The 23,754-nt window shown below is 61.8% G+C and carries 28 protein-coding genes; 11 read left to right on the top strand and 17 right to left on the bottom strand.

Features of this window, described 5'->3' with window-relative positions; all coding sequences use genetic code 11:
• Positions 1–85 precede the first annotated feature (85 nt).
• On the bottom strand, positions 86–934 hold the full coding sequence (locus tag G9X67_RS06595; protein WP_138387175.1) for an aldo/keto reductase: 849 nt from the start codon (positions 932–934) through the stop codon (positions 86–88).
• Between the two features lie 151 nt (positions 935–1,085).
• On the opposite strand from G9X67_RS06595, the gene G9X67_RS06590 reads away from it, so the two are divergent.
• Positions 1,086–1,679, top strand: coding sequence for a LysE family translocator (locus tag G9X67_RS06590; RefSeq protein WP_138330563.1), 594 nt, complete (start codon positions 1,086–1,088; stop codon positions 1,677–1,679).
• Here the strand turns inward: G9X67_RS06590 and G9X67_RS06585 are convergent.
• Complete coding sequence (locus tag G9X67_RS06585; RefSeq protein ID WP_138330564.1) at positions 1,671–2,147, bottom strand: DUF2269 domain-containing protein; 477 nt, start codon at positions 2,145–2,147, stop codon at positions 1,671–1,673. The two genes, G9X67_RS06590 and G9X67_RS06585, sit on opposite strands and share 9 nt — an antisense overlap.
• Positions 2,147–3,421, bottom strand: a complete 1,275-nt coding sequence (locus tag G9X67_RS06580; protein WP_171598391.1) for an SDR family oxidoreductase — start codon at positions 3,419–3,421, stop codon at positions 2,147–2,149. Before G9X67_RS06580 ends, G9X67_RS06585 begins: the two co-directional genes overlap by 1 nt.
• A 96-nt stretch (positions 3,422–3,517) precedes the next feature.
• Here G9X67_RS06580 and nthA point away from each other — a divergent pair, with 96 nt between their 5' ends.
• Genes nthA through G9X67_RS06565 form a run of 3 tightly spaced genes read left to right on the top strand, consistent with a single transcriptional unit; the run spans position 3,518 to position 5,164 of the window.
• Positions 3,518–4,153 carry a nitrile hydratase subunit alpha gene (nthA, locus tag G9X67_RS06575; RefSeq protein ID WP_138330565.1) on the top strand — a complete coding sequence of 212 codons (636 nt, stop codon included), beginning with the start codon at positions 3,518–3,520 and terminating at the stop codon, positions 4,151–4,153.
• A complete protein-coding gene (gene nthB / locus G9X67_RS06570) occupies positions 4,150–4,809 on the top strand; it encodes a nitrile hydratase subunit beta (RefSeq protein WP_138330566.1) in 660 nt (219 codons plus the stop codon). The genes nthA and nthB overlap by 4 nt, the downstream gene beginning before the upstream one ends.
• Positions 4,796–5,164: a nitrile hydratase accessory protein gene (locus G9X67_RS06565; RefSeq protein WP_138330567.1), complete on the top strand. Its 369-nt coding sequence runs from the start codon at positions 4,796–4,798 to the stop codon at positions 5,162–5,164. Before nthB ends, G9X67_RS06565 begins: the two co-directional genes overlap by 14 nt.
• A gap of 107 nt (positions 5,165–5,271) precedes the next feature.
• Here G9X67_RS06565 and G9X67_RS06560 read toward each other — a convergent pair whose 3' ends face one another.
• The 5 genes from G9X67_RS06560 to G9X67_RS06540 form a co-directional block, all read right to left on the bottom strand.
• Entirely contained in the window at positions 5,272–6,054 is a 783-nt protein-coding gene (locus tag G9X67_RS06560) for an anti-sigma factor (protein WP_138330568.1), read from the bottom strand.
• Positions 6,051–6,566 carry a sigma-70 family RNA polymerase sigma factor gene (locus G9X67_RS06555; protein ID WP_171598390.1) on the bottom strand — a complete coding sequence of 172 codons (516 nt, stop codon included), beginning with the start codon at positions 6,564–6,566 and terminating at the stop codon, positions 6,051–6,053. Before G9X67_RS06555 ends, G9X67_RS06560 begins: the two co-directional genes overlap by 4 nt.
• 34 nt (positions 6,567–6,600) lie before the next feature.
• Positions 6,601–6,981, bottom strand: coding sequence for a hypothetical protein (locus G9X67_RS06550; RefSeq protein WP_138330570.1), 381 nt, complete (start codon positions 6,979–6,981; stop codon positions 6,601–6,603).
• Between the two features lie 155 nt (positions 6,982–7,136).
• Entirely contained in the window at positions 7,137–7,553 is a 417-nt protein-coding gene (locus G9X67_RS06545) for a VOC family protein (protein ID WP_138330571.1), read from the bottom strand.
• Positions 7,554–7,610: 57 nt separating this feature from the next.
• Entirely contained in the window at positions 7,611–7,946 is a 336-nt protein-coding gene (locus G9X67_RS06540; protein ID WP_138330572.1) for a cupin domain-containing protein, read from the bottom strand.
• A 145-nt stretch (positions 7,947–8,091) separates the two neighbouring features.
• Here G9X67_RS06540 and G9X67_RS06535 point away from each other — a divergent pair, with 145 nt between their 5' ends.
• Together G9X67_RS06535 and G9X67_RS06530 are read left to right on the top strand one after the other, a co-directional pair.
• Complete coding sequence (locus tag G9X67_RS06535) at positions 8,092–8,643, top strand: MarR family transcriptional regulator (protein ID WP_138330573.1); 552 nt, start codon at positions 8,092–8,094, stop codon at positions 8,641–8,643.
• A 132-nt stretch (positions 8,644–8,775) separates the two neighbouring features.
• Positions 8,776–9,264: an Rrf2 family transcriptional regulator gene (locus G9X67_RS06530; protein ID WP_012758212.1), complete on the top strand. Its 489-nt coding sequence runs from the start codon at positions 8,776–8,778 to the stop codon at positions 9,262–9,264.
• A 16-nt stretch (positions 9,265–9,280) separates the two neighbouring features.
• Here G9X67_RS06530 and G9X67_RS06525 read toward each other — a convergent pair whose 3' ends face one another.
• The 4 genes from G9X67_RS06525 to G9X67_RS06510 all read right to left on the bottom strand — a co-directional run bounded on the left by G9X67_RS06525 (position 9,281) and on the right by G9X67_RS06510 (position 12,739).
• A complete protein-coding gene (locus G9X67_RS06525) occupies positions 9,281–10,762 on the bottom strand; it encodes a mechanosensitive ion channel family protein (RefSeq protein WP_171598389.1) in 1,482 nt (493 codons plus the stop codon).
• 188 nt (positions 10,763–10,950) lie between these two features.
• Positions 10,951–11,367 (bottom strand): cupin domain-containing protein, encoded by a 417-nt coding sequence (locus tag G9X67_RS06520; protein ID WP_138330575.1) that lies wholly within the window; start codon positions 11,365–11,367, stop codon positions 10,951–10,953.
• A gap of 68 nt (positions 11,368–11,435) precedes the next feature.
• Complete coding sequence (locus tag G9X67_RS06515; RefSeq protein ID WP_138330576.1) at positions 11,436–12,191, bottom strand: SDR family oxidoreductase; 756 nt, start codon at positions 12,189–12,191, stop codon at positions 11,436–11,438.
• A 68-nt stretch (positions 12,192–12,259) separates the two neighbouring features.
• Positions 12,260–12,739: a carboxymuconolactone decarboxylase family protein gene (locus G9X67_RS06510; RefSeq protein WP_138330577.1), complete on the bottom strand. Its 480-nt coding sequence runs from the start codon at positions 12,737–12,739 to the stop codon at positions 12,260–12,262.
• A gap of 131 nt (positions 12,740–12,870) precedes the next feature.
• On the opposite strand from G9X67_RS06510, the gene G9X67_RS06505 reads away from it, so the two are divergent.
• Positions 12,871–13,794 (top strand): LysR family transcriptional regulator, encoded by a 924-nt coding sequence (locus G9X67_RS06505; protein WP_138330578.1) that lies wholly within the window; start codon positions 12,871–12,873, stop codon positions 13,792–13,794.
• 73 nt (positions 13,795–13,867) lie between these two features.
• A complete protein-coding gene (locus tag G9X67_RS06500; RefSeq protein ID WP_003560862.1) occupies positions 13,868–14,995 on the top strand; it encodes an ATP-dependent RecD-like DNA helicase in 1,128 nt (375 codons plus the stop codon).
• An 85-nt stretch (positions 14,996–15,080) separates the two neighbouring features.
• On the opposite strand, the gene G9X67_RS06495 is transcribed toward G9X67_RS06500, so the two are convergent.
• Entirely contained in the window at positions 15,081–15,773 is a 693-nt protein-coding gene (locus G9X67_RS06495) for a MerR family transcriptional regulator (RefSeq protein ID WP_138330579.1), read from the bottom strand.
• 453 nt (positions 15,774–16,226) lie between these two features.
• Between G9X67_RS06495 and G9X67_RS06490 the strand changes: the two genes are divergently transcribed.
• Complete coding sequence (locus G9X67_RS06490; RefSeq protein WP_138330580.1) at positions 16,227–16,979, top strand: pyridoxine 5'-phosphate synthase; 753 nt, start codon at positions 16,227–16,229, stop codon at positions 16,977–16,979.
• A 170-nt stretch (positions 16,980–17,149) separates the two neighbouring features.
• Positions 17,150–18,985, top strand: coding sequence for a WG repeat-containing protein (locus G9X67_RS06485; protein WP_210258801.1), 1,836 nt, complete (start codon positions 17,150–17,152; stop codon positions 18,983–18,985).
• A 249-nt stretch (positions 18,986–19,234) separates the two neighbouring features.
• On the opposite strand, the gene G9X67_RS06480 is transcribed toward G9X67_RS06485, so the two are convergent.
• Complete coding sequence (locus G9X67_RS06480) at positions 19,235–20,143, bottom strand: SDR family oxidoreductase (protein WP_138330581.1); 909 nt, start codon at positions 20,141–20,143, stop codon at positions 19,235–19,237.
• Between the two features lie 123 nt (positions 20,144–20,266).
• Between G9X67_RS06480 and G9X67_RS06475 the strand changes: the two genes are divergently transcribed.
• The gene (locus tag G9X67_RS06475) at positions 20,267–20,683 is read left to right on the top strand and encodes a helix-turn-helix domain-containing protein (RefSeq protein WP_027683816.1); all 417 of its coding nucleotides are present in this window, start codon (positions 20,267–20,269) and stop codon (positions 20,681–20,683) included.
• 11 nt (positions 20,684–20,694) lie between these two features.
• Here the strand turns inward: G9X67_RS06475 and G9X67_RS06470 are convergent, their stop codons facing one another.
• The 3 genes from G9X67_RS06470 to G9X67_RS06460 form a co-directional block, all read right to left on the bottom strand.
• Entirely contained in the window at positions 20,695–21,903 is a 1,209-nt protein-coding gene (locus tag G9X67_RS06470; RefSeq protein WP_138330582.1) for an MFS transporter, read from the bottom strand.
• A 110-nt stretch (positions 21,904–22,013) separates the two neighbouring features.
• Complete coding sequence (locus G9X67_RS06465; protein WP_027683818.1) at positions 22,014–22,637, bottom strand: TetR/AcrR family transcriptional regulator; 624 nt, start codon at positions 22,635–22,637, stop codon at positions 22,014–22,016.
• Positions 22,638–22,697: 60 nt separating this feature from the next.
• On the bottom strand, positions 22,698–23,615 hold the full coding sequence (locus G9X67_RS06460) for a helix-turn-helix domain-containing GNAT family N-acetyltransferase (RefSeq protein ID WP_171598388.1): 918 nt from the start codon (positions 23,613–23,615) through the stop codon (positions 22,698–22,700).
• Positions 23,616–23,754 lie beyond the last annotated feature (139 nt).

Below are 23,754 nucleotides of genomic sequence, written 5' to 3'. Positions count from 1 at the left end.
CATGTAAGATTACAGCCCGGGCATGTAGAAATACAGCCTGGGCATCCAAACCCGATGCTGCAATAGATGGGAAAGCCGCTGAAGGTCAAAGCATCTCTAGCGGCTTTTTCTTTGTGGGCGGCGGGAAGGCGGCGTCCAAGGCATCCCAGTCGTCGTCGGTGATATCGAGCGAGACGCAGTCGCGGTTTTCCGCGGCGCGTTCGGCATTCGAGGTCTTCGGAATGACGATGACGCCGTCGCGTTCGAGCAGGAAGGCGAGCGCCAGCTGGGCCGGTGTCGCCTGATAGGCCTTGGCGATGCGGATCAGTTCGGGATGGTGCAGGATGCTTCCCTGTTCGATCGGCGAATAGGCCATGACGGGAATGCCGCGGCTCTGGCACCAGGGCAGCAGATCGAACTCGATGCCGCGGCGGGAAAGGTTATAGAGCACCTGGTTGGCGGCGACATTGGCGCCGTCGGGCACGCCGAGCAGCTCCTCCATGTCGTCGGTGTCGAAGTTGGAGACGCCCCAGGCGCCGATCTTGCCGGATGCCTTCAGCATTTCGAAGGCGGCGACGGTCTCTGTGAGCGGATGGTCTCCGCGCCAGTGCAGCAGATAAAGATCGATGCGATCGGTGCCCAGCCGTTCTAGACTGCGCTCGCAGGCCTCGATCGTGCCTTTCAGGCTGGCATTCCAGGGATAGACCTTGCTGACGATGAAGACCTCGTCGCGCCGGCCCCTGATCGCCTGGCCGACGATCTCTTCGGCGCCACCGTCGCCATACATTTCGGCGGTGTCGATCAGCGTCATGCCGAGATCGATGCCGGCCTTGAGGCTTTCGATCTCGGCCTTGGCATGGCCGGCATCCTCGCCCATGGCCCAGGTGCCCTGGCCGAGCGCTGGCACCTCAGTGCCGTTTGGGAATGTGATCGATGGAATCGGGTCGTCCTGCATGGTTTTCTGTCCCTTCGACAGGAGATTGGGCCGGGTCGCCATCTTTCAAGTAATCCTGTCACCATGACAATGATGTAATGGCACCGGCGGTTTAGGACAGTTATGCTGACCTAAATAACAGGCCGCAGAAAAGCTGGCTTCGGGAGGTCGCATGCCGCTGGATACATTTCTCGCCCTCGTTCTCTTTGCCTTCACGACCTCGATCACGCCGGGACCGAACAATATGATGCTTTTCGCATCGGGGGTGAATTTTGGTTTCCGCAGGACGATCCCGCATATGTTCGGCATCGGCGCCGGCTTTTTCTCGTTGCTGATCGGCGTTGGCCTTGGGCTCGGCGCGCTGCTGCACACCGTGCCCATGGTCTATATGGTGCTGAAGTTTGCGGGCGGCGCCTATCTCGTCTGGATCGCCTGGAAGATAGCCTCTTCGCGCTCGCTCAGCGAGGGCCGCAGCGCCGTCGAGCCGATGTCCTTCGTCGCGGCGGCGGCCTTCCAGTGGGTCAACCCGAAAGCCTGGGTGATGGCGGTCACGGCGATGGCGACCTATACCAATCCGCAACTCTACCTAGTCAGCGTGCTGATCGTCGGTCTCGCTTTTGCGGCAGTCAATGTGCCTAGCGTTTCGACATGGGCCGGCTTCGGCTCGGCGTTGAGAGAATGGCTTTCCGATCCGGTGCGGCTGAAATGGTTCAATATCAGCATGGCGGTACTCTTGGTGCTAAGCCTCTGGCCGATGCTAAAATAGAGTGATTGCCGGCTTAATAAGCATCAGCCAGAGAATGCCGATGACGGCGAAGAAGGCCGGAAAACCGCAGGCGAACCAGATGCGGTAAAGGCTGAAATAGGCCGGCGGCAGGGCTTTTCCCGCCGCTGCTGCTGCGCGGGCAAGATCGCGCAAGCGGATCTGGATCCAGACGACCGGCAGCCAGAACAGGCCGGTCACGACATAAAGCAGCAGCGACAGCGCAATCCATCCCTCCGACAGCTCCCAGCCGATCGACCGGGCCAGCAGATAGCCGGTCACCGGCTGGACAATGGCTGCGGTGGCGGTGAAGAGGGTGTCGGCGATGACAACCGTGCTGGCGACATGGGCGATCAGACGGGGATCGCGTGTCCGGTGCGCCATCACCATGAAGAAGGCGATGCCGGCGCCGGTGCCGAAGAGCACGGTCGCGCCGATGACATGGGCAAGCAGCAGCCATTCCTCAAGCATCAGCGTTCATCCAGCGTGGCAAGTGCGGTGAGCGTCAGCAGGATCGATGGCAGCACCTTGACGAGGGGACCGAGCGGATCGAGCCAGAGTGCGGGTTCGAGCAGGCTGGCGCCGGCAAGATAGGCGAACGACACGGCCAGCATGCCGAGAAGGGCGCGTTTCGCCAGCGGGCGAAGGAGGACGGCGGCGCCGAGAACGATATCGATCAGGCAGGTTGCAAGCGTCAACGCCGTTGCTGCGGCCTCAGGCATGAACGGCAGGAAGTGAGCGGACGTCTTCTCCGATGTCAGCAGCGGGATCAGACCGGAGAGCAGCCAGAAAACGGATAGGCCTGATATGACGAGCGGCTTCAGAAGATAGAGCCTGGCAAACCAGAGATCCTGTACGCCGGAGGGATTGGCCGAGAGCGTCGCTGCCGCGGGTGTCGTGGGAAGGCTGCTCCCTGTTTTCGAGCTCCGCACGCCTTCGGACATGACAGTCATCGCCGTCGAGCGCAGCGGCGAACGCCAACCGAGCAGTCCTGATAGATCGGCCAGCCACGTCACCGGGCTGGCAAGCCAGCGGGGGAGAGCGAACACGCGAGCGGGCGGCAGGCCGAGCCACTGGCGGTGAAGGCGGACGAGATCGGCGAGCGGCAGAACTTCGTCGGCGGCAAGATCGATATCGCCGGAGATGCCGCCGGAGACTGCCCGCGACACGGCTTCCGCCACATCGTCCACCGAAAGCGTTTCGACCGGACTTTCGGCATGGACCAGCGGCAGCACCAGGGGAAAGGCGGCAAGCGACCGCAGCAGCGCTGAGCCGCCATGGGCATTGCGGCCGAGAACGAGGGCAGGGCGCAGAATGAGATAAGCCAGACCGCTTGCCGCCAGCGCCTCGTCGGCCCGCCGCTTGGTGGCGAGGAAGGGAAGATCGCCCGCCGCTCCCGCTGTCCTTGCCGATATCTGCACTATCAGCGGGCGCGACGAGCGCTTTGCTGCGGAATAAAGCGCCAGCATCGCCTCTGCCTGGGTGGCCGACAGATCATCCGACAGGCCGTCCTGCAGGGCGCCGGCGCAATTGACGACGACATTCTGGTCCTTGAGGATCTCGTCCCAATCCGCTGGTTTTGTCATGCGCGAGAGATCCGCGCGCTGCCAGTCGATCGCCGGCTGTTTCAGGCGTGCACGCGTGGGATTACGGCCGAGCCCAGTCACGGCGTGGCCGTCGGCGACCAGCCGGACCGCGACGACAGAGCCTATGAAGCCGGTTGCGCCGAGAATCAGAATGTTCATGGCAGGAGATTAGCGGAAAGCGCATGAGACATAGAAGGGCTTGGCGAGCCTGCGGCATATGTTAGAAATAGCGGGCAGTTTCGGGAGGGCTTCGCCTTGCACGACCATGACGACGACCATGCTCACGGGCACGATCATGACAATCATTATTCCGACATGCAGGCGCGCGTGAAGGCGCTGGAAACGTTGCTGACGGAGAAGGGGCTGATCGATCCGGCGGCGATCGATGCGATCGTCGAGACCTATGAGACGAAGGTGGGACCGAGAAACGGCGCGCATGTCGTCGCCAAGGCCTGGAGCGATGCCGATTTTGCCGACTGGCTAAAGCGTGATGCGACGGCGGCCATTGCCAGCCTCGGCTATACCGGCCGGCAGGGCGAGCACATGCGCGCCGTCTTCAACACGGCCGAGACCCATAACCTCGTCGTCTGCACGCTCTGCTCCTGTTATCCCTGGTCGGTGCTCGGCCTGCCGCCGGTCTGGTACAAGGCGCCGGCCTATCGCTCGCGCGCCGTCATCGATCCGCGCGGCGTGCTGGCCGAGTTCGGGCTGACGCTGCCGGAGGACAAGAAGATCCGCGTCTGGGATTCGACGGCGGAACTGCGTTATCTCGTCATTCCTGAGCGGCCCGAAGGGACCGACGGAATGGATGAGCAGACACTCGCTGGCCTCGTCAGCCGCGATGCGATGATCGGCACGGCCGTTGCCCGCAGCCCGGGGAGCGCCACATGAACGGGCCGCACGATCTCGGCGGGCAGATGGGCTTCGGTCCTGTCGCGCCCGAAAAGGACGAGCCCTGTTTCCATGCCGAATGGGAAAAGCGGGCGCTCGGCATCACGCTTTCCTGCGGCGCTTTCGGCGCATGGAACATCGATGAAAGCCGGCATGCGCGCGAGAATATTCCGCCGGCCGATTACCTCGCCGCGAGTTATTACGAGATCTGGATCCGCGGCATCGACAAGCTGCTCGAACGGCACGGCTTTGCGACGCGCGCGGAATTGCTGTCTGGTCATGCGCAGCAGCCAGGAGCCGTTCCGAAGCGGGTGCTCAAGGCGGACATGGTGCCCGGCGTTATGGCGAAAGGGGGCCCTTGCGATCGTCCTGTCGAGACAGCACCGCTCTTTGCGGTCGGCGAGACGGTGAGGACGAAGAATTTCAATCCGGCGACGCATACCCGCCTGCCGCGTTATGCCAGGGCCAGGACCGGTGTGGTCGAAGCAGTGCAGGGTTCGTTCGTCTTTCCCGACGACAATGCCCATGGCAAGGGCGAAAACCCGCAATGGCTTTATACGGTCGTTTTCGACGGCGCGGAGATCTGGGGCGGAGATGCCGATCCGACGCTGACCGTGTCGATCGATGCCTGGGAGAGCTATCTTGAACCAGCATGAAATGTCGCCGCTGACGCAATCGTCCGGGCTGCCGAGGTCGCCGGAGGGCGAGCCGGTTTTTCCGGAGCCATGGGCAGCGGAAACTTTTGCCATGACCGTGCACCTGCACGCAAAAGGCCTGTTCAGCTGGAGCGAATGGGCTGAAACGCTTTCCGCGCAGTTGCACAAGCCTGGCCGGGCCGAAGATGGCAGCGACTATTTTGACTGCTGGGTGGCGGCACTCTCCGACCTCATCGTCGACAACGGCATCGCCGACGCGGAAACGATCCTGGCACTGCAGCAGAGCTGGCAGCGGGCGGCGGAGGCGACGCCGCATGGACGGCCGATCGAGCTCGGCAACGATCCCTCACGCTGATCCTTAGATCGGTTCAGCTGTTCACGGAAGCGCATAACCGCTCTAACCTTTTGTTTTTTGACGTAATTCCGGACGGAAAACCGCTTTGCACTTTTCCTGGAATTGCTCTAGGACGGGAACTGCTTGTAGCACTCCTCGGCTACCTCCCGCAGCGTCTCGCGGGAGATTTCGCCGGTGACGGCATAACCGAGTTCGCCGTCGATCCAGTAGAAGGTTTCGAGATTGCCTGATGAGGCGAAGCGGAAGCTCGTCGTGCGGTTGTCCGTGTTGCGGCCGACCATGACGGTCAGGCGCTCGCCGGCCTGGTTTTCATACATGAACATGGCGCCCGGCCTGCCGTCGACCGGCAACAGGCGGCCGCCGACAAGCTTGAAGCCGAGCGGCTGCAGGTTCGGGATCTTGAGGTTCTGGATTGCCAGGCGCTTACCGAGCCAGGTGGCGAGGTGGACCTCCTCGTTTGCAAAGACCTCGACGGGATGGCGAACCTCGGCGGCATAGACCGTAAACGCGGTCTGGGCCTGTTTCGGCAAGGTTTCGGAGCCGGCAAGCTGCAACTCCGGCTTTTCCAGAAGTGCGGGGCCATAATGGCCGCTGACGGCGCCGAGCGTGAAGATGAGGAGGGCCGATGCGGCGATCGCCCAGCGTTTCGGTCCCGATGAAACGGCGCGCGGGGGGACGACGAGCAGAGGATCGGTGTCCTTCGCCTTCTCATAACCGGCAAACAACGATCGGATGTCTGAATTCTGCGCCTGCCATTCGGCGACCATCGCCGCCTCGTCGGGATTGTCGGCCAGGAAGGTCTCGATGCGGGCGCGCGCCGTTTGCGGCAACTGGCCGTCGGCATAGGCGTGAAGGTCGGCTTCGGTGACGCTCGGATTGGTCTCGTTCATTTCGGTCTCCGAAGCGTAATGATGTTGTCGGCCTTCAATCGCTCGGCGACGCGCCGGCGGGCGCGCGACAGGCGCGACATGACGGTGCCGATCGGGATATCGAGCGCGACGGCGACCTCGCCATAGGTGTATCCCTCGATGACCACGAGCATCAGCACGGCGCGGTGTTCCTCCGACAGGCTGTTCAGCGCATCGTCCAGCCGGGCGCGTTCCAGCGGATCGGCCGGCGGTTCGTACGCGGCCAGATCCTCTGCGGCACCGAGCTCGACAAGGCCGTCGCGCGTTTTGCCGCGCCGGCTGTTGCGGTAGAGATTGGTCATGATGGTCAGGACCCAGCCGCGCAGGTTGAGGCCGCGCCATTGGCCGCGGCGCGTGAGAACCTTTTCGACACAATCCTGGAGCAGGTCCTCGCCATCGGCATCCGAGCGCGTCAGGCTGCGCGAATAGCGCCTGAGCGAGGGCAGGAGGGCCAGGATCTGGCCCTCGAAGGTTTCGGGTGCGGGTGTTTTCACGCCGGCAACTCGCTTGTGATCGGGGTCTTCGCGATCAAGGCTTGGCGAGATCCCAGTTGCCGCCGACGCCATCGCCGGTGATGTCGCCGGCCTTCGTGTCCTTGACCCAGAAATAGAGCGGCATGCCGTCCTTGGCCCATTGCTTCGTGCCATCTTTGCGATCGATGATCGAATATGCACCATCGGCCTTGGCGTCGCCAGCAGCCATCAGCGGCGGCCAGTTCTTGGCGCAATCGTCGTAGCAGTTGGAAACGCCCTTGGCGTCCTTCTTGAACGTGTAGAGGGTCATGTCGTTTTCGCCGGCGAGCACCTTGCCCTTGGCGGATTCGACTTCCTTGACGGGAGGGGCGGCGAAAGCAGCGGTCGCGGCAAGGGCGGCGGCCGCCAGGACGGACAGGAATTTCACGGATGTCATGATGTCTCTCCTCAGATTGGGCACGCAATCTTGCGATACCTGAGATGAGACACGAGGCGCGGTGGTTTTATTCCAGGCGCAGCAAAAGTTTTCATGGCGGGCGAGGTGGGTCGAAGCCCGTTTCGCCCGCGGCACGTCGCCGGACGCTTTGCCGGCTATTGACCAGAGGCGGTCGCCGCCGCCATGTCGACCCAGACCGCTTCGAATATATGGCCATCGGGATCCTCGAAGGCACGGTTGTAGAGCCAGCCCATGTCCGTCGGCGCGCGCGGATCGGCTTTGCCGCCAGCGACTGCGGCTGCCTCGACGATAGCGTCCACGTCTTCACGGCTGTCCATCGTCAGCGCGATCAGCATCTCGCTCGCCTTCTGCGCTTCGGCAACGGGTTTCGGCGTGAAACTCGCGAAGAAATCGCGTGTCAGCAAGTGGAAGATAATGGCCTCGGACCAGACCATGTTCGACGCCTGGTGATCGCTGAACTGTTCGTTCTTGCTGCAGCCGATCGCGTCATAGAAACGGGTCGCAGCGGCAAGATCTATCACCGGCAGGTTCACGAAGATCATCTTAGGCATTGCGGTTCTCTCCTCTTCCTTTGTCTTGTGGAGGTTGTCTTCTGAGGCGGCTTTGCCTCACACAAACTCCTGCACGATCTCGTCGCTGGCATGAATGCAGACGATTTCGAGCCGTCCGGTGCCGACATTCTCGAAACGGTGGGGAATGTTGGCGGCCACGACGACGATATCGCCGGGAAAGGCGCGGGTCTTGGCGTCGCCTACGGTGAATTCGGCTTCGCCTTTCCTGACTGCCCACGTTTCGGAATAGGGGTGGACATGCAGGTCAGGCCCTTGGCCGGGCTCATTGTCGACCAGGAAAAGCGATATCTCGCCGCCATGGTCGCGGCCTTCGAAGCGGACCGTGCGGCTCTGATCGGGTCGCGGTTCCTGGTGGCGAAGAATACTGAACATCACGTGCCTCCTGCTGGTGCCATTTGCGATCGCAAAACTATCTTCGCGAGAAGATATATCCTCAAAACTGTCTTCCTGTCAAGATATCTTCCTTGATGTGGATGGAAGGTGTATGTCTCGGCTGTGGTGGCATATGAGGCAGAAAATGACGAATGGAACTAAAGGTGACAGCTCCTACGAGGATCATGTCGACCGGCTGCGCCGGCAATGGGCGCTGGAACTGCCCGACCTCGACACCGAGCCGATGGCGATCCTGGGCCGGGCCTTTCGGCTGTCGAACCTGGTGCGCCCGAGCATTGAGGCGACCTTTGCCGATTTTGGTCTCGACCGCGGAGAATTCGACGTGATCGCAACGCTTCGCCGTTCCGGACCGCCTTACCGACTGACCCCGACGGACATGTATTCGGCGCTGATGATCTCCTCGGGAGGCCTGACCCACAGGCTCGACCGGCTGGAGAAGGCGGGCCTGATCCGCCGGGAGAAATCGCCGCGTGACGGGCGCAGCGTATTGGTGGCATTGAGCGAGGCGGGCGCGGCACTCGCCGAGAAGGCCTTCCGCACCGACATGGCGAGCGAATCTTCGTTTCTGCAGGCTCTTGACGGAAAGGAGCGCGAGGCGCTCGCGGCGCTGCTGCGCAAGCTGATCGCCGGAATTGAAAATGAGCTGACGCAGGGAGAGGACGAGAACGGGGGCTGAGGGAGATCGGAGCCCGCATCGCCGTTCAGGCAGCAACACGCTGCTTTTGCAGCTCATTTACATCATGCCGGTTTTCGGATATGATATGTCCTTAATTCCATTGGCAGAACCAACCATCACACGAGTTGCTGAATGATCCTGAAAAGCCAGGTAGAGTGGGCGCTTCACTGCTGCGCCATTCTCGCGGGCCTGCCAGAGGGCAGGTATCTTTCCACCAAGGCGCTCGCCGAGCTTCATGGTCTGCCGAAGGAATATCTCTCCAAAGCACTGCAGAGCCTTTCGCAGGCATCGCTGGTCGAGACCACGCTCGGTCCGAGTGGCGGCTACAGGCTTGCCAAGACCCCCTCGGATATCAACTTTCTGGAGATCGTCGAGGCGGTCGAGGGGAAGGCCCGCAGCTTCACCTGTACGAACATCCGGGCAAACAATCCCTGCCGGCCGGAAGGATATTGCGACAGCAAGCCATGCGCGGTGGCGCGCATCATGTGGGAGGCCGACGAGGCCTGGCGTGATACGCTGAGGCGCGTCCGGCTTTCCGATCTGGTCGGCACCTTGTCCGAGGAAGTGCCGGCCGACATTTGGCGGAGCACGTTCGAATGGGTGCTCAAGCGCGCTGGCTGAGCGGGGGTGCCGATCGCTATGCCTTGAAGATGGTCCTGATGGTCTTCAGGATCGCATGCGCATTGCGGGCATGTTCCGGGGGCAAGGAAGCGCCGTTGCGGAAACGCTCGGCGCGGCTGGCGAGGTGGTCGGCGATTTCTTCCGCCAGCGCCGGGCGTTCGCTTAGCAGCGGCGCGAAGGCCTCCTGATCGATCTCATAGGCGGTCACGGGGGTCAGAGCTTCCATGGTGCAGACTTCCTGCATGCCGGCGAGCAGTCCGGTCTCTCCAAAAAAATCGCCCGGCGCGAGCCGTCCGCGTTCCTCGCCTGCGTTCCGCGCCGCGATGATGCCGGCGCGCACCATCATCAGTGAGGGGAGCATTTCGTCCTCCCGCACGATCACATCGCCTTTGCGGAACTCCCGGACAGTCGTGGTTTCGGCGAGCCTGCGCTTCTCATCTGATGTCAGCGTCGTAAAGACCGGAATGGCCTCGATCAGGGCAAGCGGCGTTACGCTCGGCGGCTTTGTGCTTTCTTCTGTCGGCAGATCGGCGGTCAGCACCGTCGCCGACGGCGGAATGGCCAGCAGCAGGCCGGCGGATTTGCAGTGGCGATAGACGAGATCGAGCACCTCGTTCCGCGCCGGCACCCGCTGGCTCGGGCTCGTCACCCGGAACTGCAGCTCGACCTCAAGCGCCGTGGCATCCAGCCCCTTGAGTGCTACGACCGGCGGCGGCTCGCGCACGATCGAATTGCAGCTCGCAAGCGCCGTTGCCATGACTTGGCGGACCGATGCCGGCATCCGCGTCGGGGCGATGCGGATGGTAAGGATCAAGAGATGGGTCTCGTCCGGCCGGCTTACATTCGTCAGGCCGAGCTTTGCCAGAAAACTGTTCGGCAGAACGACGATATTATTGCCACTGGTCAGGATGTGTGTCGCGCGCCAATTGCTTTCGACGACGCGCCCCTCTGTGCCGTCGCTGAGAAGGATCCAGTCACCGATGACATATGGCCGGCCGAGGGTCAGGGCGATGCCGGAGAAGACGTCGGCGAGCGTATTCTGCAGCGCCAGACCGAGAATGATGGCGACCACGCCCGAGGTTGCGACGAGGGTTCCGATCGGCACGCCGAAGACGAAGGCCAGAACCGATAGGGCCATACCGATATAGACGACGCCGATAACCAGATCCTGGAGCAGGCGAGCCTCTCGCGGACTGCCCTCCAGCACCAGATAGAGCCTGATGAAACCGATGACGGCCCATGCCAGATGGATCCACCAGAGTGTTTTTGCGACGATGACGAGCAGGGCCCGCGGATCCTCGGACTCATATCCTTGAAACCGGTGGGGTTCGATGCCGCTGCCGACGAGGATCAGCGTCATTACTGCAAAGAAGAGGATCTGCACCACCAGCCGCGTCGTCGGCCGATGACGGGAGAGCAGATGCCAGACGACGATACCGGCGAATCCGACTGTTATCAGGGATATCAGAGGTTTGCCGAAGAGGGTGTCGTCAATCATCTCTCTGTCTCCGGGGTGCGGGCCGCACATGATTCAGCATCTCGGTCGCCGGCGCAAGCATCAGGCCTGCGCAGGCGGTATCGCATCGGCCCGAAAATCGGAACCGATTTCGGGCCGATGCGAGGGGTGAAAGTGTTACAGCGTCCTTTGCGCGTCTGAAAAGACGCGCGGCGCTGTAATGCGGATCGTCACTTGTTGAGCGGATAGGTCAGTTCTTTCTGGTTGGTGTCGACGACGAAGACGGCGAGCAGGCGGGCGGGCTTGGTTTCGCTGCCGTTGGCGCTGACACCGTGACGATCGCCCGGCATTTCGGAGAAACTTTCTCCCGCCTGATAGACCTTGACCGGGCCGTCATTGACCTGGCTGCGGATCGCTCCTTCGAGCACGGTGGCGTAGATGAAGGCCGTGTCGGGATGGGTGTGGCCTTCGGAGAAGCCGCCCGGGCCGTATTCGACCAGCACGCCCTTGATGCTCTTGCCCGGCACGTTCGGAAGCTCGTGCTCATAGACGAGTGTCACCTTCGCAGACTCGCTGCTGTCATGGGCGGTGACGCCGGTGGTAGCCGGAAAGGCGAGGGCGGCGGCGAGGAAAAATGTTCTGATCATCGGAATCTCCATGGTTGCTGGGTCGGGGGAAGACGCGCCCGAGGGGTCGCGTCTTGAGGGCACGTCAATCATGTCGGCTGGGCGGACTTTGCGAACCACTGCTCGAAGGTGATCGAACCAAGCCGCGGGTTGTTGTCGGAAATGAGCGACTGGTCGTTCAGTCTTGCGCCGAAATATCTCGCCTCGACATCAGCCTCGGTGGTGCGCGGGTCTTTCATGGCCTTCAGATAGCGGGCGACGAGCTCGCTGAGGCGCGCCCGTTCCGGACCAGCGATCTCGAGCGTCGCGTTGGCCGGAGCAGAGAGGGCCACGTCCGCCATGGCGTCCGCCACGTCGTCGGAAGCAATCGGCTGCACATAGGCCGGCGATAGGCGGACCGTCTGGCCGACGCTGCCCGATTGAGCGATGCCGCCGAGGAATTCCATGAACTGCGTCGAATGCACGATGGTATAGGGAATGCCCGACGCCTTGATCAGCTTTTCCTGGGCAAGCTTGCCGCGGAAATAGCCGCTTTCCTGCAGACGTTCGGTGCCGACGACAGAGAGGGCGATATGGTGCTTGACGCCGGCCACTTTCTCGGCGGCGAGAAGATTGCGGCCCGAGGTTTCGAAGAATTCGAGCACGGCCTTGTCCTCGAATGAGGGCGAGTTGGCGAGGTCGAGCACGACTTCGGCACCCGAAAGCGCCTCCGCCAGTCCTTCTCCCGTGATCGTGTTGACGCCGGAGTTCGGCGAGGCGGCAATCACGTCATGGCCGCGTTTGCGCAGGCGTTCGACAGTCTTCGAGCCGATAAGGCCGGTTCCGCCGATGACAACGATTTTCATAATGGATCTCCGTTCGCTGCCGCGGCGCGGCAGCGTCAATGGTGAATCTTCTCAATGAATTGCGCGGTTTAGTTCAGGCCGGCCCTGTCGAGGCCATAGGCCTTGTCGGCCGTGCCGGGCACGGTCTTGAAGCCGACATTGACACGGTTCCAAGCATTGATCGCCATGACGACGAAAGTCAGGTCCGAGATTTCCTTCTCGGAAAGCTGGCCGCGCACCCGTTCGTAAATCTCGTCGGGAATGCCGCCCTCGGGAAGCTTGGTCAGTGCTTCGGTCCAGGCAAGGGCTGCACGCTCGCGGGGAACGAACAGGTTCGATTCCCGCCAGATGGCGACGTGGTAGATCCGCAGTTCCGTCTCGCCGTGGATCTTGGCCTGCTTCACATGCATATCGAGGCAAAAGCCGCATCCATTGATCTGCGAGGCACGGATCTCGACGAGGGCCTGCAGCTTCTCGTCGATCACGCTGCTCTTCAGCGCCATGCTGAATTCCATGAATTTCTTGAAAAGCTCGGGGGACTGCTGGGCGTAGTTCAGTCGCTGGGTCATGTGTCTCTCCTTCAATTAAGGATATTAAGTATCCTTATGGATAAAAGATATCCTTAATTGCTGGACTGTAAAGCCATTCTCGCTTAGTCTGGCTGCATAAAGCCTATGCGCAAAAGTATGAGGGGCAGGGGATGGATATCGTTTCGGCATTGCGGACCTTTCAACGCGTCGTGGAGACGGGTTCGTTCTCGGCGGCGGCGCACGATCTCGACGTGACGCAGCCGGCGGTCTCGCGACAGGTCGCAGCCCTCGAAGGCCATTTCAATACTCGCCTCCTGCATCGCACGACGAGCGGTCTGTCGCTGACGGCAGAGGGGGAGCGGATGCTGCCGATGGCGCTGCGGATTCTCGAAGCGGTTGAGGAGCTTGGCGATGCGGCCGGATCGGACGGAGCCATGGCCTCGGGAAAGGTCAGGCTCAGCGTTCCAGCACCACTCGGCCTGTATCTCAGCGAGCGGCTCGGCGATCTTCTTGCCGCCCATCCGAAGCTCTCGGTCGAACTCATCTTCAGGGAGCAGGGCTCGGATATGATCGAGGAGCGCCTGGATCTCGAAGTGCGCTTGGGCCAGGTCGCCGACAGCAGCCTCGTCTGCCGGCGGATCGGCTGGACGACCGCCTTCCTCGTTGCATCTCCCGCCTATCTCGCACGCAGGGCGGCTCCCCGCGCACCGAAGGAGATCAAGGACCATGAATGCCTGTGCTACAACAGGGCAGGCGAGGCCAATAGCTGGTCCTTCTCGAACGGTTCGGAAGACATATCGGTCCGGATCTCACCGCGGCTGACCGCCTGCAATGCCGTCGCCATTCACCGGGCAGCCCTTGCTGGAGCGGGTCTTGCCGTGCTTTCGCACATCATCGCGATGCCCGATATTGCCGCCGGTCGGCTGGTCCCCGTGATGAAGGATTTCCAGCCGAGCCGGCTGCCGGTGACCGTCGTCTATCCCTCGCGGCGCAACATGCCGCTGCGCGTCAAGACGGTTCTGGATTTTCTCACCGAGGCTATGGGGCAGGACCCGTCGATGTGCGCGAGCGGCGCGGACCGGCAGTGGAACTGATGATCGTCCGGCCGGGCGATTTGCCGTTTTCCGCCTTGCCTAAAGCCCGCGAATCCTGCCAAGTCCTGCGATCATGCAATTTGCGCCGCAACAAGATGAAGCCCTGAAGGCTGTTTCGAAATGGCTGAAGGAAGGGCGCTCGCCGCTCTTTCGCCTGTTCGGCTATGCCGGAACGGGAAAGACGACGCTTGCCAAGCATTTTGCCGAAAATGTCGATGGCGACGTGTTGTTTGCCGCCTTCACCGGCAAGGCGGCGCAGGTGCTGCGCTCGCGGGGCGCCTCCAACGCCCGGACGATCCATTCGTTGATCTACCGGCCGCGCGGCGAGGAGGCGGTGGAAGACGAGGAAACAGGCAAGACCTCGATCGCGCCGATGTTTTCGATCAACCGGCAAAGCCCGGTCGCGAAGGCGGCGCTGATCATCGTCGACGAATGCTCGATGGTGGACGAGGCGCTTGGCAAGGATCTAATGAGCTTCGGCACGCCGATCCTGGTGCTCGGCGATCCCGGCCAGCTGCCGCCGGTGACCGGCGGCGGCTACTTCACCAATCAGGATCCGGACTACCTGCTCACCGATATCCACCGGCAGGCGCGCGACAATCCGATCATCAAGCTTGCCATGCAGGTGCGCGAAGGCAACGAGGTGATGTACGGCGATTACGGCACGGCCAAGGTGATCTCGAAGAACGAGGTGACGCAGCAGCTGGTGCTCGATGCCGACCAGGTGCTCGTCGGTACCAACCGCACGCGGCGGCGTTACAATCAGCGCCTGCGCGAGCTGAAAGGCTTCAATGCCGATTATCCGCAGACCGGCGACAAGCTCGTCTGCCTGAGGAACGATCCGGCCAAGGGCCTGCTCAACGGTTCGCTCTGGCAGGTGATGACCTCGTCGAAGGAAACGACGAAACCCGGCATCAATCTGCTCGTCCGCCCTGAGGATGACGACATGGACCGGGGAGCGGCCAAGATCAAACTGCTGAAGCAGGCCTTCGAGGATGTCGAGGGCGAGATTCCCTGGAACACCCGCAAACGCTACGACGAGTTCGACTTCGGCTATGCGCTGACCGTTCACAAGGCGCAGGGTTCGCAATGGAACGATGTCGTGCTCTTCGACGAGAGCTGGGCATTTCGCGATACCCGGGAACGCTGGCTCTATACCGCGATCACGCGCGCGGCGGAGACGCTGACGATCGTCCGCTGATCCCAGTCGCACCCGCGCTAGGTCTCATTCGCCATCTGGAGTGGTGAAGAAGAAACGGTGGCGGCCGTGTCTTGGGCGGGTGGCGTTAAGCCTGCACGATACCGAGCAGAACTGCCTTGGCAATGGCCTGGAAGCGGTTGTTGGCGCGGAATTTCAGGATGATTCCGGCCTCCAGGTCACGGGTTTCATCATGTTTCAGGTCGAGCGCCCGGGCGATGCGCTGGGTGGAATAACCCTCCGCCATCAGTTCCAGGCAACGCCGCTCCTGCGGGGTCAGGCTTGCACTGTCCTGATTGTCGTTTAACGGCGGCTCCTCGATGCTGCCGTCGTAGTCAAGGAGGTCGCCGACCTGCTGAAGCTGGCGGTGCAGCGTCGACATCTCCGCCGTCAGTTCGCGCTTGCGCACCTGCAGGGCATCTCGGAACATTGCCTCGGCCGTTTCCTGCGAATCGGCGTTGCGGAGTTCGTCCATCAGTTCCTGGATGACGGCGATCGGCATGCCGGTTTCGCGGCAGACTGTGATGACGGCCATGCGCATCACATCGTCCTGGCCGTAGACCCGCATCAGGCCGATGCGGTTGGCTGAAATCAACCCTTTCTCTTCATAGAAATGCAGTGTCCTGTGCGTGACGCCGAATGCGTTTGCCATGTCGGCAATGGGCACCGGACCATCAGGTAGATCCGGCGGTAGCGCGGCTGAAGGCAGGAACCGATATTTCGATCGGGCCTCCGAAGCGATACCGGCGGTGGCAAACAGGCGTTTGGAACCGTCTGGCATGAACCCTCCTGGGGCATGTTGTTGCACCTCATGCGGCTTTGCCAGTTGCTTCCCATGCGCGGCGAGTGGGGTTTCCTCTAGGCGTTCTTCTCATTGGGAAAGAAGCAGTACGCGGCGTACTCTACGCGATACGATGTCCACGTTATGCGTGAACGATCTTTTTTATAAGTGCTAAAAATAATCTCTTTTAAATGGGATAGCAACGTGACGGCATATTTTGCCGAGGTTTTCGGGTGTGCTGCAGCAAAACATGCGCTGCATTGCGGTATCGGCCGGTCATCTTCAACAGCGACGAGAATTACTGTTTGCGGTACGCAGGTGCGGTCGAATGCCCGCCCGACAGCGATGCGCATCAACGATCGGCATCGCATCCATCTGCGAATCTCATTGGCCATCGCACGGGCCTTGGCTTAAAAGCAGGCCTCCCGTTTCCGTGACCGATGGATATCAGCCATGCCCGCCAAGCTCTCCGTGAATCTCAACGCCATCGCCATGCTGCGCAACCGGCGCGATCTGCCCTGGCCGAGCGTCGAAGCGCTCGGGCGATTAGCCCTTGCCGCCGGTGCGAGCGGCCTGACGGTGCATCCGCGCCCCGACCAGCGGCACATCCGCTTTTCCGACCTGCCTGTGATCCGCAACCTGATCGACGACGAATTCCCCAAGGCCGAGTTCAATATCGAGGGCTATCCCACAGAGGAATTCTTCGAACTCTGCGCAGGCGCGGCACCCGAGCAGGTGACGCTGGTGCCCGACGATCCCGCGCAGGCGACCTCCGATCACGGCTGGGATTTCCGCAAGCACCACGCGTTCCTGACCGATTCCGTCGCGCGGCTGAAGATGATGGGATGCCGGGTGTCGCTGTTTGCCGATGGTGACGGGGATGCACAGGCGGTTGAGATCGCCAAGGCGGTCGGCGCTGACCGGATCGAACTCTATACCGGCCCCTATGGCGGTTGTTTCGACGCGCCGGAGCGCGCGGCCCCGATCCTCGAGGCGCTTGGACGGACGGCGGATGCGGCCCTTGCAATCGGCCTCGCCGTCAATGCCGGCCACGATCTGACGGTCGAAAACCTGCCTGATCTGGTGAAGCGCATTCCCCAGCTTGCCGAGGTCTCGATCGGTCATGGGCTGACCGCCGATGCGCTGGAATACGGCATGGCGGAAACGGTGCGGCGCTTCTGCCGGGCTTGCGGGCAGGCGGTTTGAGGAAGGGCGTTTCCTTCTTGCGTATTGGCAGCGACTAACTTGCCCTGCAAGGGTCTCTCGTGCCGCGAATGAGGGCGCAAGATTCCTGTGTTCGTGACATCCGACCTGCGGACCGGCCATATTTCCAACACACGAGCATCTCCTAGTTCTTTCAACCGGGGGGCGCTAGGATGAGTGTTGTTACGCGTCAATTTATGTTTGTCGCGGCGGCATGGGTGTGTTTGCTCTGCTCCGTTGGGACCGGCGTCGCCGATCCCCGGCCGGAAAGATGGGTGGAAAGGTGCGGCGGCGTCTACGCTCTTTGCGGCTATATCGACAGAGCGACGTTAGAACCACGGATCGATCGCAAGTTCGAAGTTGCGCTTCCTTTCTCGGAGGGGCTGGCCGCCGTGCGCTCCGAGGGGAAATTCGGCTATATCAATTCGAGTGGCGAGATGGTGATCGCGCCTGCGTTCGACCTTGCCCGCCCATTTCGCAAAGGCCACGCCGAAGTGGTGGTCGGTGACAAGGCAGGAATTATCGATAGAACGGGAAAGCTTGTCCTGCCGACGAACTACGCGCGCGCCATCCCGTTCGGAGCCCGGGCGGCGGTCGTTCGTCCTGGCAAAGCGGTTGCGCCGGATTTTATTGGCCTCCCGCGATTCATGATTGGGGAACTGTTTTTTGTTGAGAGGAACGATCGACCCTATCTGCTCGTCGATCTGCCTTCAGGAAAGATCCTGAAGGACGAACTGGCCATTAAAGAATTCGAATTCGGCACTTTCGTTTGGGCCGCTCAACCGGGAGATAAGCGATATGGATTGCTTGCTCCCGACGGGACCTGGAAGATCGAGCCTCGCTTCGAAACAGTCGGTAAACTCTATGGAAGAAGAGCGATCGTCTGTAATGGCGAGCCGGCCGGACACAAAGATCGGTTCAGCCAACGTGACCGGGCCGACGCCACCCACTGCGGCGTGATCGACCGGGACGGTCAAACTATTCTCGCCCCACAGCCGATTAGGATCCGGGACTATCGAAACGGTATTTACCGTGTGGCCAAAGACCAGAAAGTGGGCCTCCTTGACGAGGCGGGCCGGTTGCTTGGCGGGCGCCTGTTTGACGATGTGAGACTGCCCGATTATTCCGGTGAGGTGGCAAGGGTACTGGCCGATGGCCAATGGGCTGGGCTCAACCGGTCCGGCGATCTGGTGCCCGACCCGGAGGACGGGAAGACGCTGGCGGCATGTCCTTCGGGCGTGAAATTTGTCAGGAGGAACGACCGCATTCAGGTCGTCGGAGCTGACCAAAAGCCGACGGTTTCATATCTTTTCGACGACACGCACCTGACATGCGAATTCCCTGTACCGGTTCGATACGAAGGAAAATGGGGGTTTCTCAGGCAGGACGGCAAGTTGCTCGTTGATTCGCTGTCGTTCCAGAACGTGTTTTATTTCAACGACGGCTATGCCGGTGTCAAGGTTGAGGGCAAGTGGGGGATTCTCGACAGCAACGGTGTGATGGCCCGCGCTCCCCAGTTCGATGAGATGGAGCCCGATTCCGGCGCCTATGCGGTATCGAAGGATGGGCGGAAGTTTTGGATCGACGCATCAGGACGTGAAGTCTCCGAGCCGCGCCGCCTGGAGGATCGGCAATCAAAGTTGCGTTGCGAACCGGACGGCGGACAGCGCGTCTCCAGGAATTCGAACGGAACCTTGCTTTGGGGCATCGCGGATGCCGCGGGGAACATCGTCGTCGAGCCGAAATATCGGGCCATCGCGTGTTTCCGGGATGGTCTCGCATGGGTTCCGTTCGACGAACGACGAGAATGGTGTGCGATCGACCGGAATGAGCGGAAGCGCGAGAATGTCACGTGCGTCAAGAACTGGCGTGACAGCATTACCGCTGACGCGCAAACAGAGACAATGTCCGACGATCCCTATGAAAGCGGTGTTCTCTGGATGCGGGCCGAGCTCGAATACGGCCTTGACCTCAGGGAAAAACCGCCTCGTTTCGTCTCGCAATTCTGAGGGGGCTACCCTCTGGCCTCTTGCGCTAGGGCTTGCGGGCAGGCGGTTTGAGAGGGGAAGGCGAGAAATGCGTTGCGAAGGAAGAGTCCCGTGCGCCCAAGGACTTGGGCGCGCTGGATTCCTGTGACAGGCACAGGAATCCAGCCACGGCGCGTCGGCGCCGTGAGTGACTCATTTGCAGTAACGAGACCTTTTCATTCAAAGTCCGGTCGCTCATCCCTGTGGCGAGCGCAGAGATGAGCGGAAAGCTCAATGGCCTCCGGCATTGCCTGAAGCCGTCAGCGCAGTCTTGTGCTCCACGAAGAACTCCTTCAGCGGCTGAGGCTGTTTGCCGGTCAGTTTGGTGAAGTCTTCGGTGACGATGTCGAACTTGCCGGCGCGGATGTTGGCGTCGGCTGAAACCAGCATATCGGCGACGAAGCCGGGGAGGCCGGCGCCGCGCATGCCTTGGCCGAGCTGCTCATCGTTGACGTCGATCACCTCGAGCGGCTTGCCGGCGACATCGGAAACGATGGCGGCGATCTGCCGGTTGTTCAGCGATTGCGCGCCGGTCAGCGTATAGGTGGCGCTGTCGGAGGTGCCGGAGGCAAGGGCTGCGGCGATCGCCAGCGCGCAGTCGTCACGCGAGATCGTCGAGATCTTGCCGTCACCCGTGGCGCTGTACCATTTGCCGCCCTGCAGGTTGTGCGGCATGCCGTGCAGGTAATTGTCGTGATACCAGGCGTCGCGAATGATCGTATGGGCGATGCCGCTTGCCTTAATGGCGTTTTCGCTGCCGAGATGATCGGGCGCGAAGGTGACAAGCGAATCGTCCGGCGCCGGCATCGAGGTGTAGGCGATGTGCTTGACGCCAGCCTTGACGGCCGCTGCAACGGCGCCCTTGTGCTGGGCGAGGCGCTTGCCGGGAGTGTCCAGCGCATCGGTGCTGATGATCAGCAGCCGGTCGACGCCGGCGAAAGCCTTCTCCAGGCCTGCCGCGTCATCGAAATCGGCCTTGCGGGTGACGACGCCCTTCTTTTCGAGTTCGGAGAGCTTTTCCGGGCTGCGCGTCGCCGCGACGATGTTGCCGGGGGCGACCTTGTAGGTCTCGATGAGGTGATGGATGACACGCTGGCCGAGCTGCCCCGCAGCGCCGGTGACCAGGATGATTTCGCTCATACGTCGTTTCCTTCTGTGTTGTGCAGGTGGTCTCGAAAAGAGAGTAACACTAGAATAGGAATTGACTAGGCAGTGTAAAGGAGGCAGTTTTTCAGCTCTACGTTACCAAAAGGGAACCAGCAGATGAGCGGTGCGGTCGTTAGTCTGAAGAACAGGGTGCCGGGGGCGCGGCGCGAGATTGATCTCGCCGGCCTCGATTTCGGCAATTGCCCGGTCAGGGACATGATGCAGCAGATCGGCGGCAAATGGTCGACGCTGCTGCTGGAGGTGCTGGCGGATCGGCCTTATCGCTTTGGCGAGCTGCGGCGGATGATCCCCGATATTTCGCAGCGCATGCTGACGCAGACGCTGCGCGACCTGCAGAGGGATGGTTATATCGACCGCGAGGTATTCCCGACCAAGCCGCCGAGCGTCGAATATTCGATGACCGAACTTGGGCGTTCGCTCTACAAGCCGCTGTCGCAGCTTCTGAACTGGGCGGAAGCGAACCATGATGCCGTTCGCGCCGCCCGTTCGCATTTTGATTCCACCGACAAATAGGCCGCTCTCCTCTACTTGCCGCGTCCTTCCGTTAGGAACAGCAGGAAGGCCAGCGCCGGGAAGCAGAAGCCGATCCACGCGGTCATCGTCCAGCCTCCGGTCGCATAGGCCCAGCCGCCGAGCGCCGAGCCGAGCGCGCCGCCGGCAAAGAAGGTCGCCATGAAGAGGCCGTTGAGCCGGCTGCGGTGTTCCGGGTTCAGCGCATAGATGGCGCGCTGGCCGCAGACAAGATTGGTGGTCACGCCGAAATCGAGAAGGATCGCCGCTGCCGTCAAAAGCAGCAGGGCGGCAAGCGAGCCGTCTGCGGCAAAATGGCTGATCAGGAAGGCGGCCATGCCGAGCAGCATGGCAATCGTCGAGGCGATCTTTGTCATGCCGCGGTCGGCAAGCCGGCCGGCGATTGGCGAAGCGACGGCGCCGGCAGCACCGGCAAGCGCGAAGAGGGCGATGCCGTTCTGCGTCAGGCCGAAGGTTGGGCTTGCGAGCAGCAGTGGCGTCGTCGTCCAGAACAGGCTGAAGGCGCCGAACATGCCGGCCTGATAGAGCGCCCGGCGCTGCAGCACGCGCGAGGTGAGCGCCAGATGGCCCATCGAGGCGAGCAACTCGCCATAGCGCAGCTTCGTTTTCGGCAGGCGAACCGGCAGGTTGATGCGCAAGATGACGGCGAGCACGAGCATGAGCGCTGCGGTGACGTAATAGACCACGTGCCAGGAGGAGGCCTCGGCGACGAAGCTTGCGAAGGGGCGGGCGAGCATGATGCCGCAGAGCAGGCCGCTCATGACGTTGCCGACGACCTGGCCGCGCGTTGCATCCGGCGCCATGTTGGCAGCGAAGGGAACCAGGACCTGAACTGCGACCGATGAAAGACCGATAGAGAGCGAGGCGACGAGGAAGGCCGTGGGCGTCGATGACAGCGCCGCGCCGATGAGCGCAACGGCGGAGACGGCGATCAGCATCAACACCAGACGGCGGTTTTCGGTGAGGTCGCCGAGCGGCACAATCAGCAGCAGGCCGAGGCCGTAGCCGATCTGCGTCAGCGTGACGATCAGACCGGTGGCGGCAGGCGTGAAGCCGAGATCGGCACTGATCGGGCCGGCCAGCGGCTGGCCGTAATAGAGATTGGCGGCCACCAGCCCGCAGGCGGCGGCGAAAAGGAAGGTTAGCCAAGGGGATAGCGCCCTGGGAATGGCCTCATCCGGCGTGGTGGCTGAAATGCTCATCAGAAACTCCGGTATTCAAAGATTGAAAGGAATGATCTCAAATCGTCTTGCCTCCGGCCACCTGTTTCGGGCCGTGCAGCGACTTACCGCTCCGGGAGAGTGGCTTAATGTCAGGTCACCAGCTTCATCGCGGCTTCGGCGACGGCCGCCATCTCTTCGCCGCTGCGATCCACCTTGCCGATGACGCGCATGCCTTTGGTGATGCAGAGAAGAGCAAGCGCGGTGGCTGCTCTATCGAGGTCTGGAGAAATCGAGCCGTCGGACTGGCCGAGGCGGATCAGATCGGCCAGCAGGGCCTCGTCAGCCATGAAGGCGGCGGCAACACGCTCGGCCGCCTCGCTGTCAAAGAGGGCGAGATCGCCGGTGCTGCCGACGACGAGGCAGCCGCGCCTGCCGGTTTCGCCGTGGGAGGAGGCCGCAAAGAAGGCGATTAGCGCATGGAGTTTGTCACGGCCGGTCTCGGCTTTGGCGAGTTCGGCATCGAGCATGCCGCGGCGGACCGCGCGATAGCGGTCGAAGGCGGCGAGGAAGATGCCGCGCTTATCCCCGAACGCCTTGTAGACGCTGCCGGCGGCAAGGCCCATGGCTTCGGTCAGTTCGCTGATCGAGGCGGCATGATAACCACGCTCGGAAAAAACGCGAAGGGCGGCATCGAGGGCCGCCTCCGCGTCGAATTCGCGGGGCCGGCCGCGGCCGCGGGTCTTTTCTTGATGTTCAATGGTTGCCGTGTTCATGGCTGCCTAATTAGGAAATGTTCGTTTCCAAATCAAGCGAATTTTTGCGACGCAGCAAATTCAGAGATCAAGCACCCAGTTCTGGCCGGTTGCCTCGGGACCGAACATGCGATGTCTCTCCTCGGAGACAAGTCGGAAGCCCGCCTTGATGTAGATGGCGCGGGCGGTCTCCAGCATGTCGTTGGTCCAGAGCGAGAGTTCGCGGTAGCCCTTCTGCCGGGAAAAGCGGATGCATTCATCGACCAGCAATTTGCCGAGCCCGAGACCGCGGGCTGATTTGTCGACATAGAGCAGGCGGAGCTTGGCGATGCCGTCGCCGCCATTGGTGACGAGGACCGAACCGACATTGATGCCGCCGCGTTCGGCGATCCACCAATATTCTTTGTCCGGATCGAAATTGGCGAGGAATTTTCCGGCGACCTCGGCGACCAGCGCCTCGAAGCGCAGATCCCAGCCATATTCTTCTGCGTAGAAGCGGCCCTGGCTCTGAACGATCCAGCCGATATCGCCGCCGCGGTGGGCGCGGATGGCGGCCGGCGGGGGCTTCGCCGCCGGGTCGAGCAGCGCGCGGATCGTGTGCATGGCGGAGACGGCGGCCTCCGGCTCGCCAGCCGCCAAGCGATCGAAACGGGCGGCGATCTGCGCATTGGAGCGTCGGCCGAGTTCCTCGAACGTCTCTCGTCCCTGATCGGTGACAATGATGACCTGGCTGCGAAGATCTGCCGGATCGGGGCTTGTTTCGATCAGCCCTTCGGCGCGAAAACGCTTTAGGATGCGGCTGAGATAGGCCGGGTCGAGTTGTAGGTCGCGGGCAAGCGCTACAGCGCTGATGCCCTCATGCGAGCCGATCTCGAAGAGGATGCGGGCATCGGTCAGCGTGAAGGGCGTGTCGAGATAGGCCTTGTTCAGGAGGCCGAGGAGGTTCGTATAGAAGCGGTTGAAATCGCGGGCGGTTTCGATGAGCGATAGATTAGACATGATGATCTCCAAATGGAGATCTTGTCGGACCGCTGATAAAGTCGGCCAACTACTCTCTCGTCATGCTCGGGCTTGTCCCGAGCATCTGCAGCGGGTGCAACAGATCCTCGGCACGAGGCCGAGGATGACGCCGAGTCAA

The organism is Rhizobium sp. WYCCWR 11152, assembly GCF_013087615.1.
Lineage (GTDB): Bacteria > Pseudomonadota > Alphaproteobacteria > Rhizobiales > Rhizobiaceae > Rhizobium > Rhizobium indicum.
This window is presented reverse-complemented; position numbering and strand designations above follow the sequence as displayed.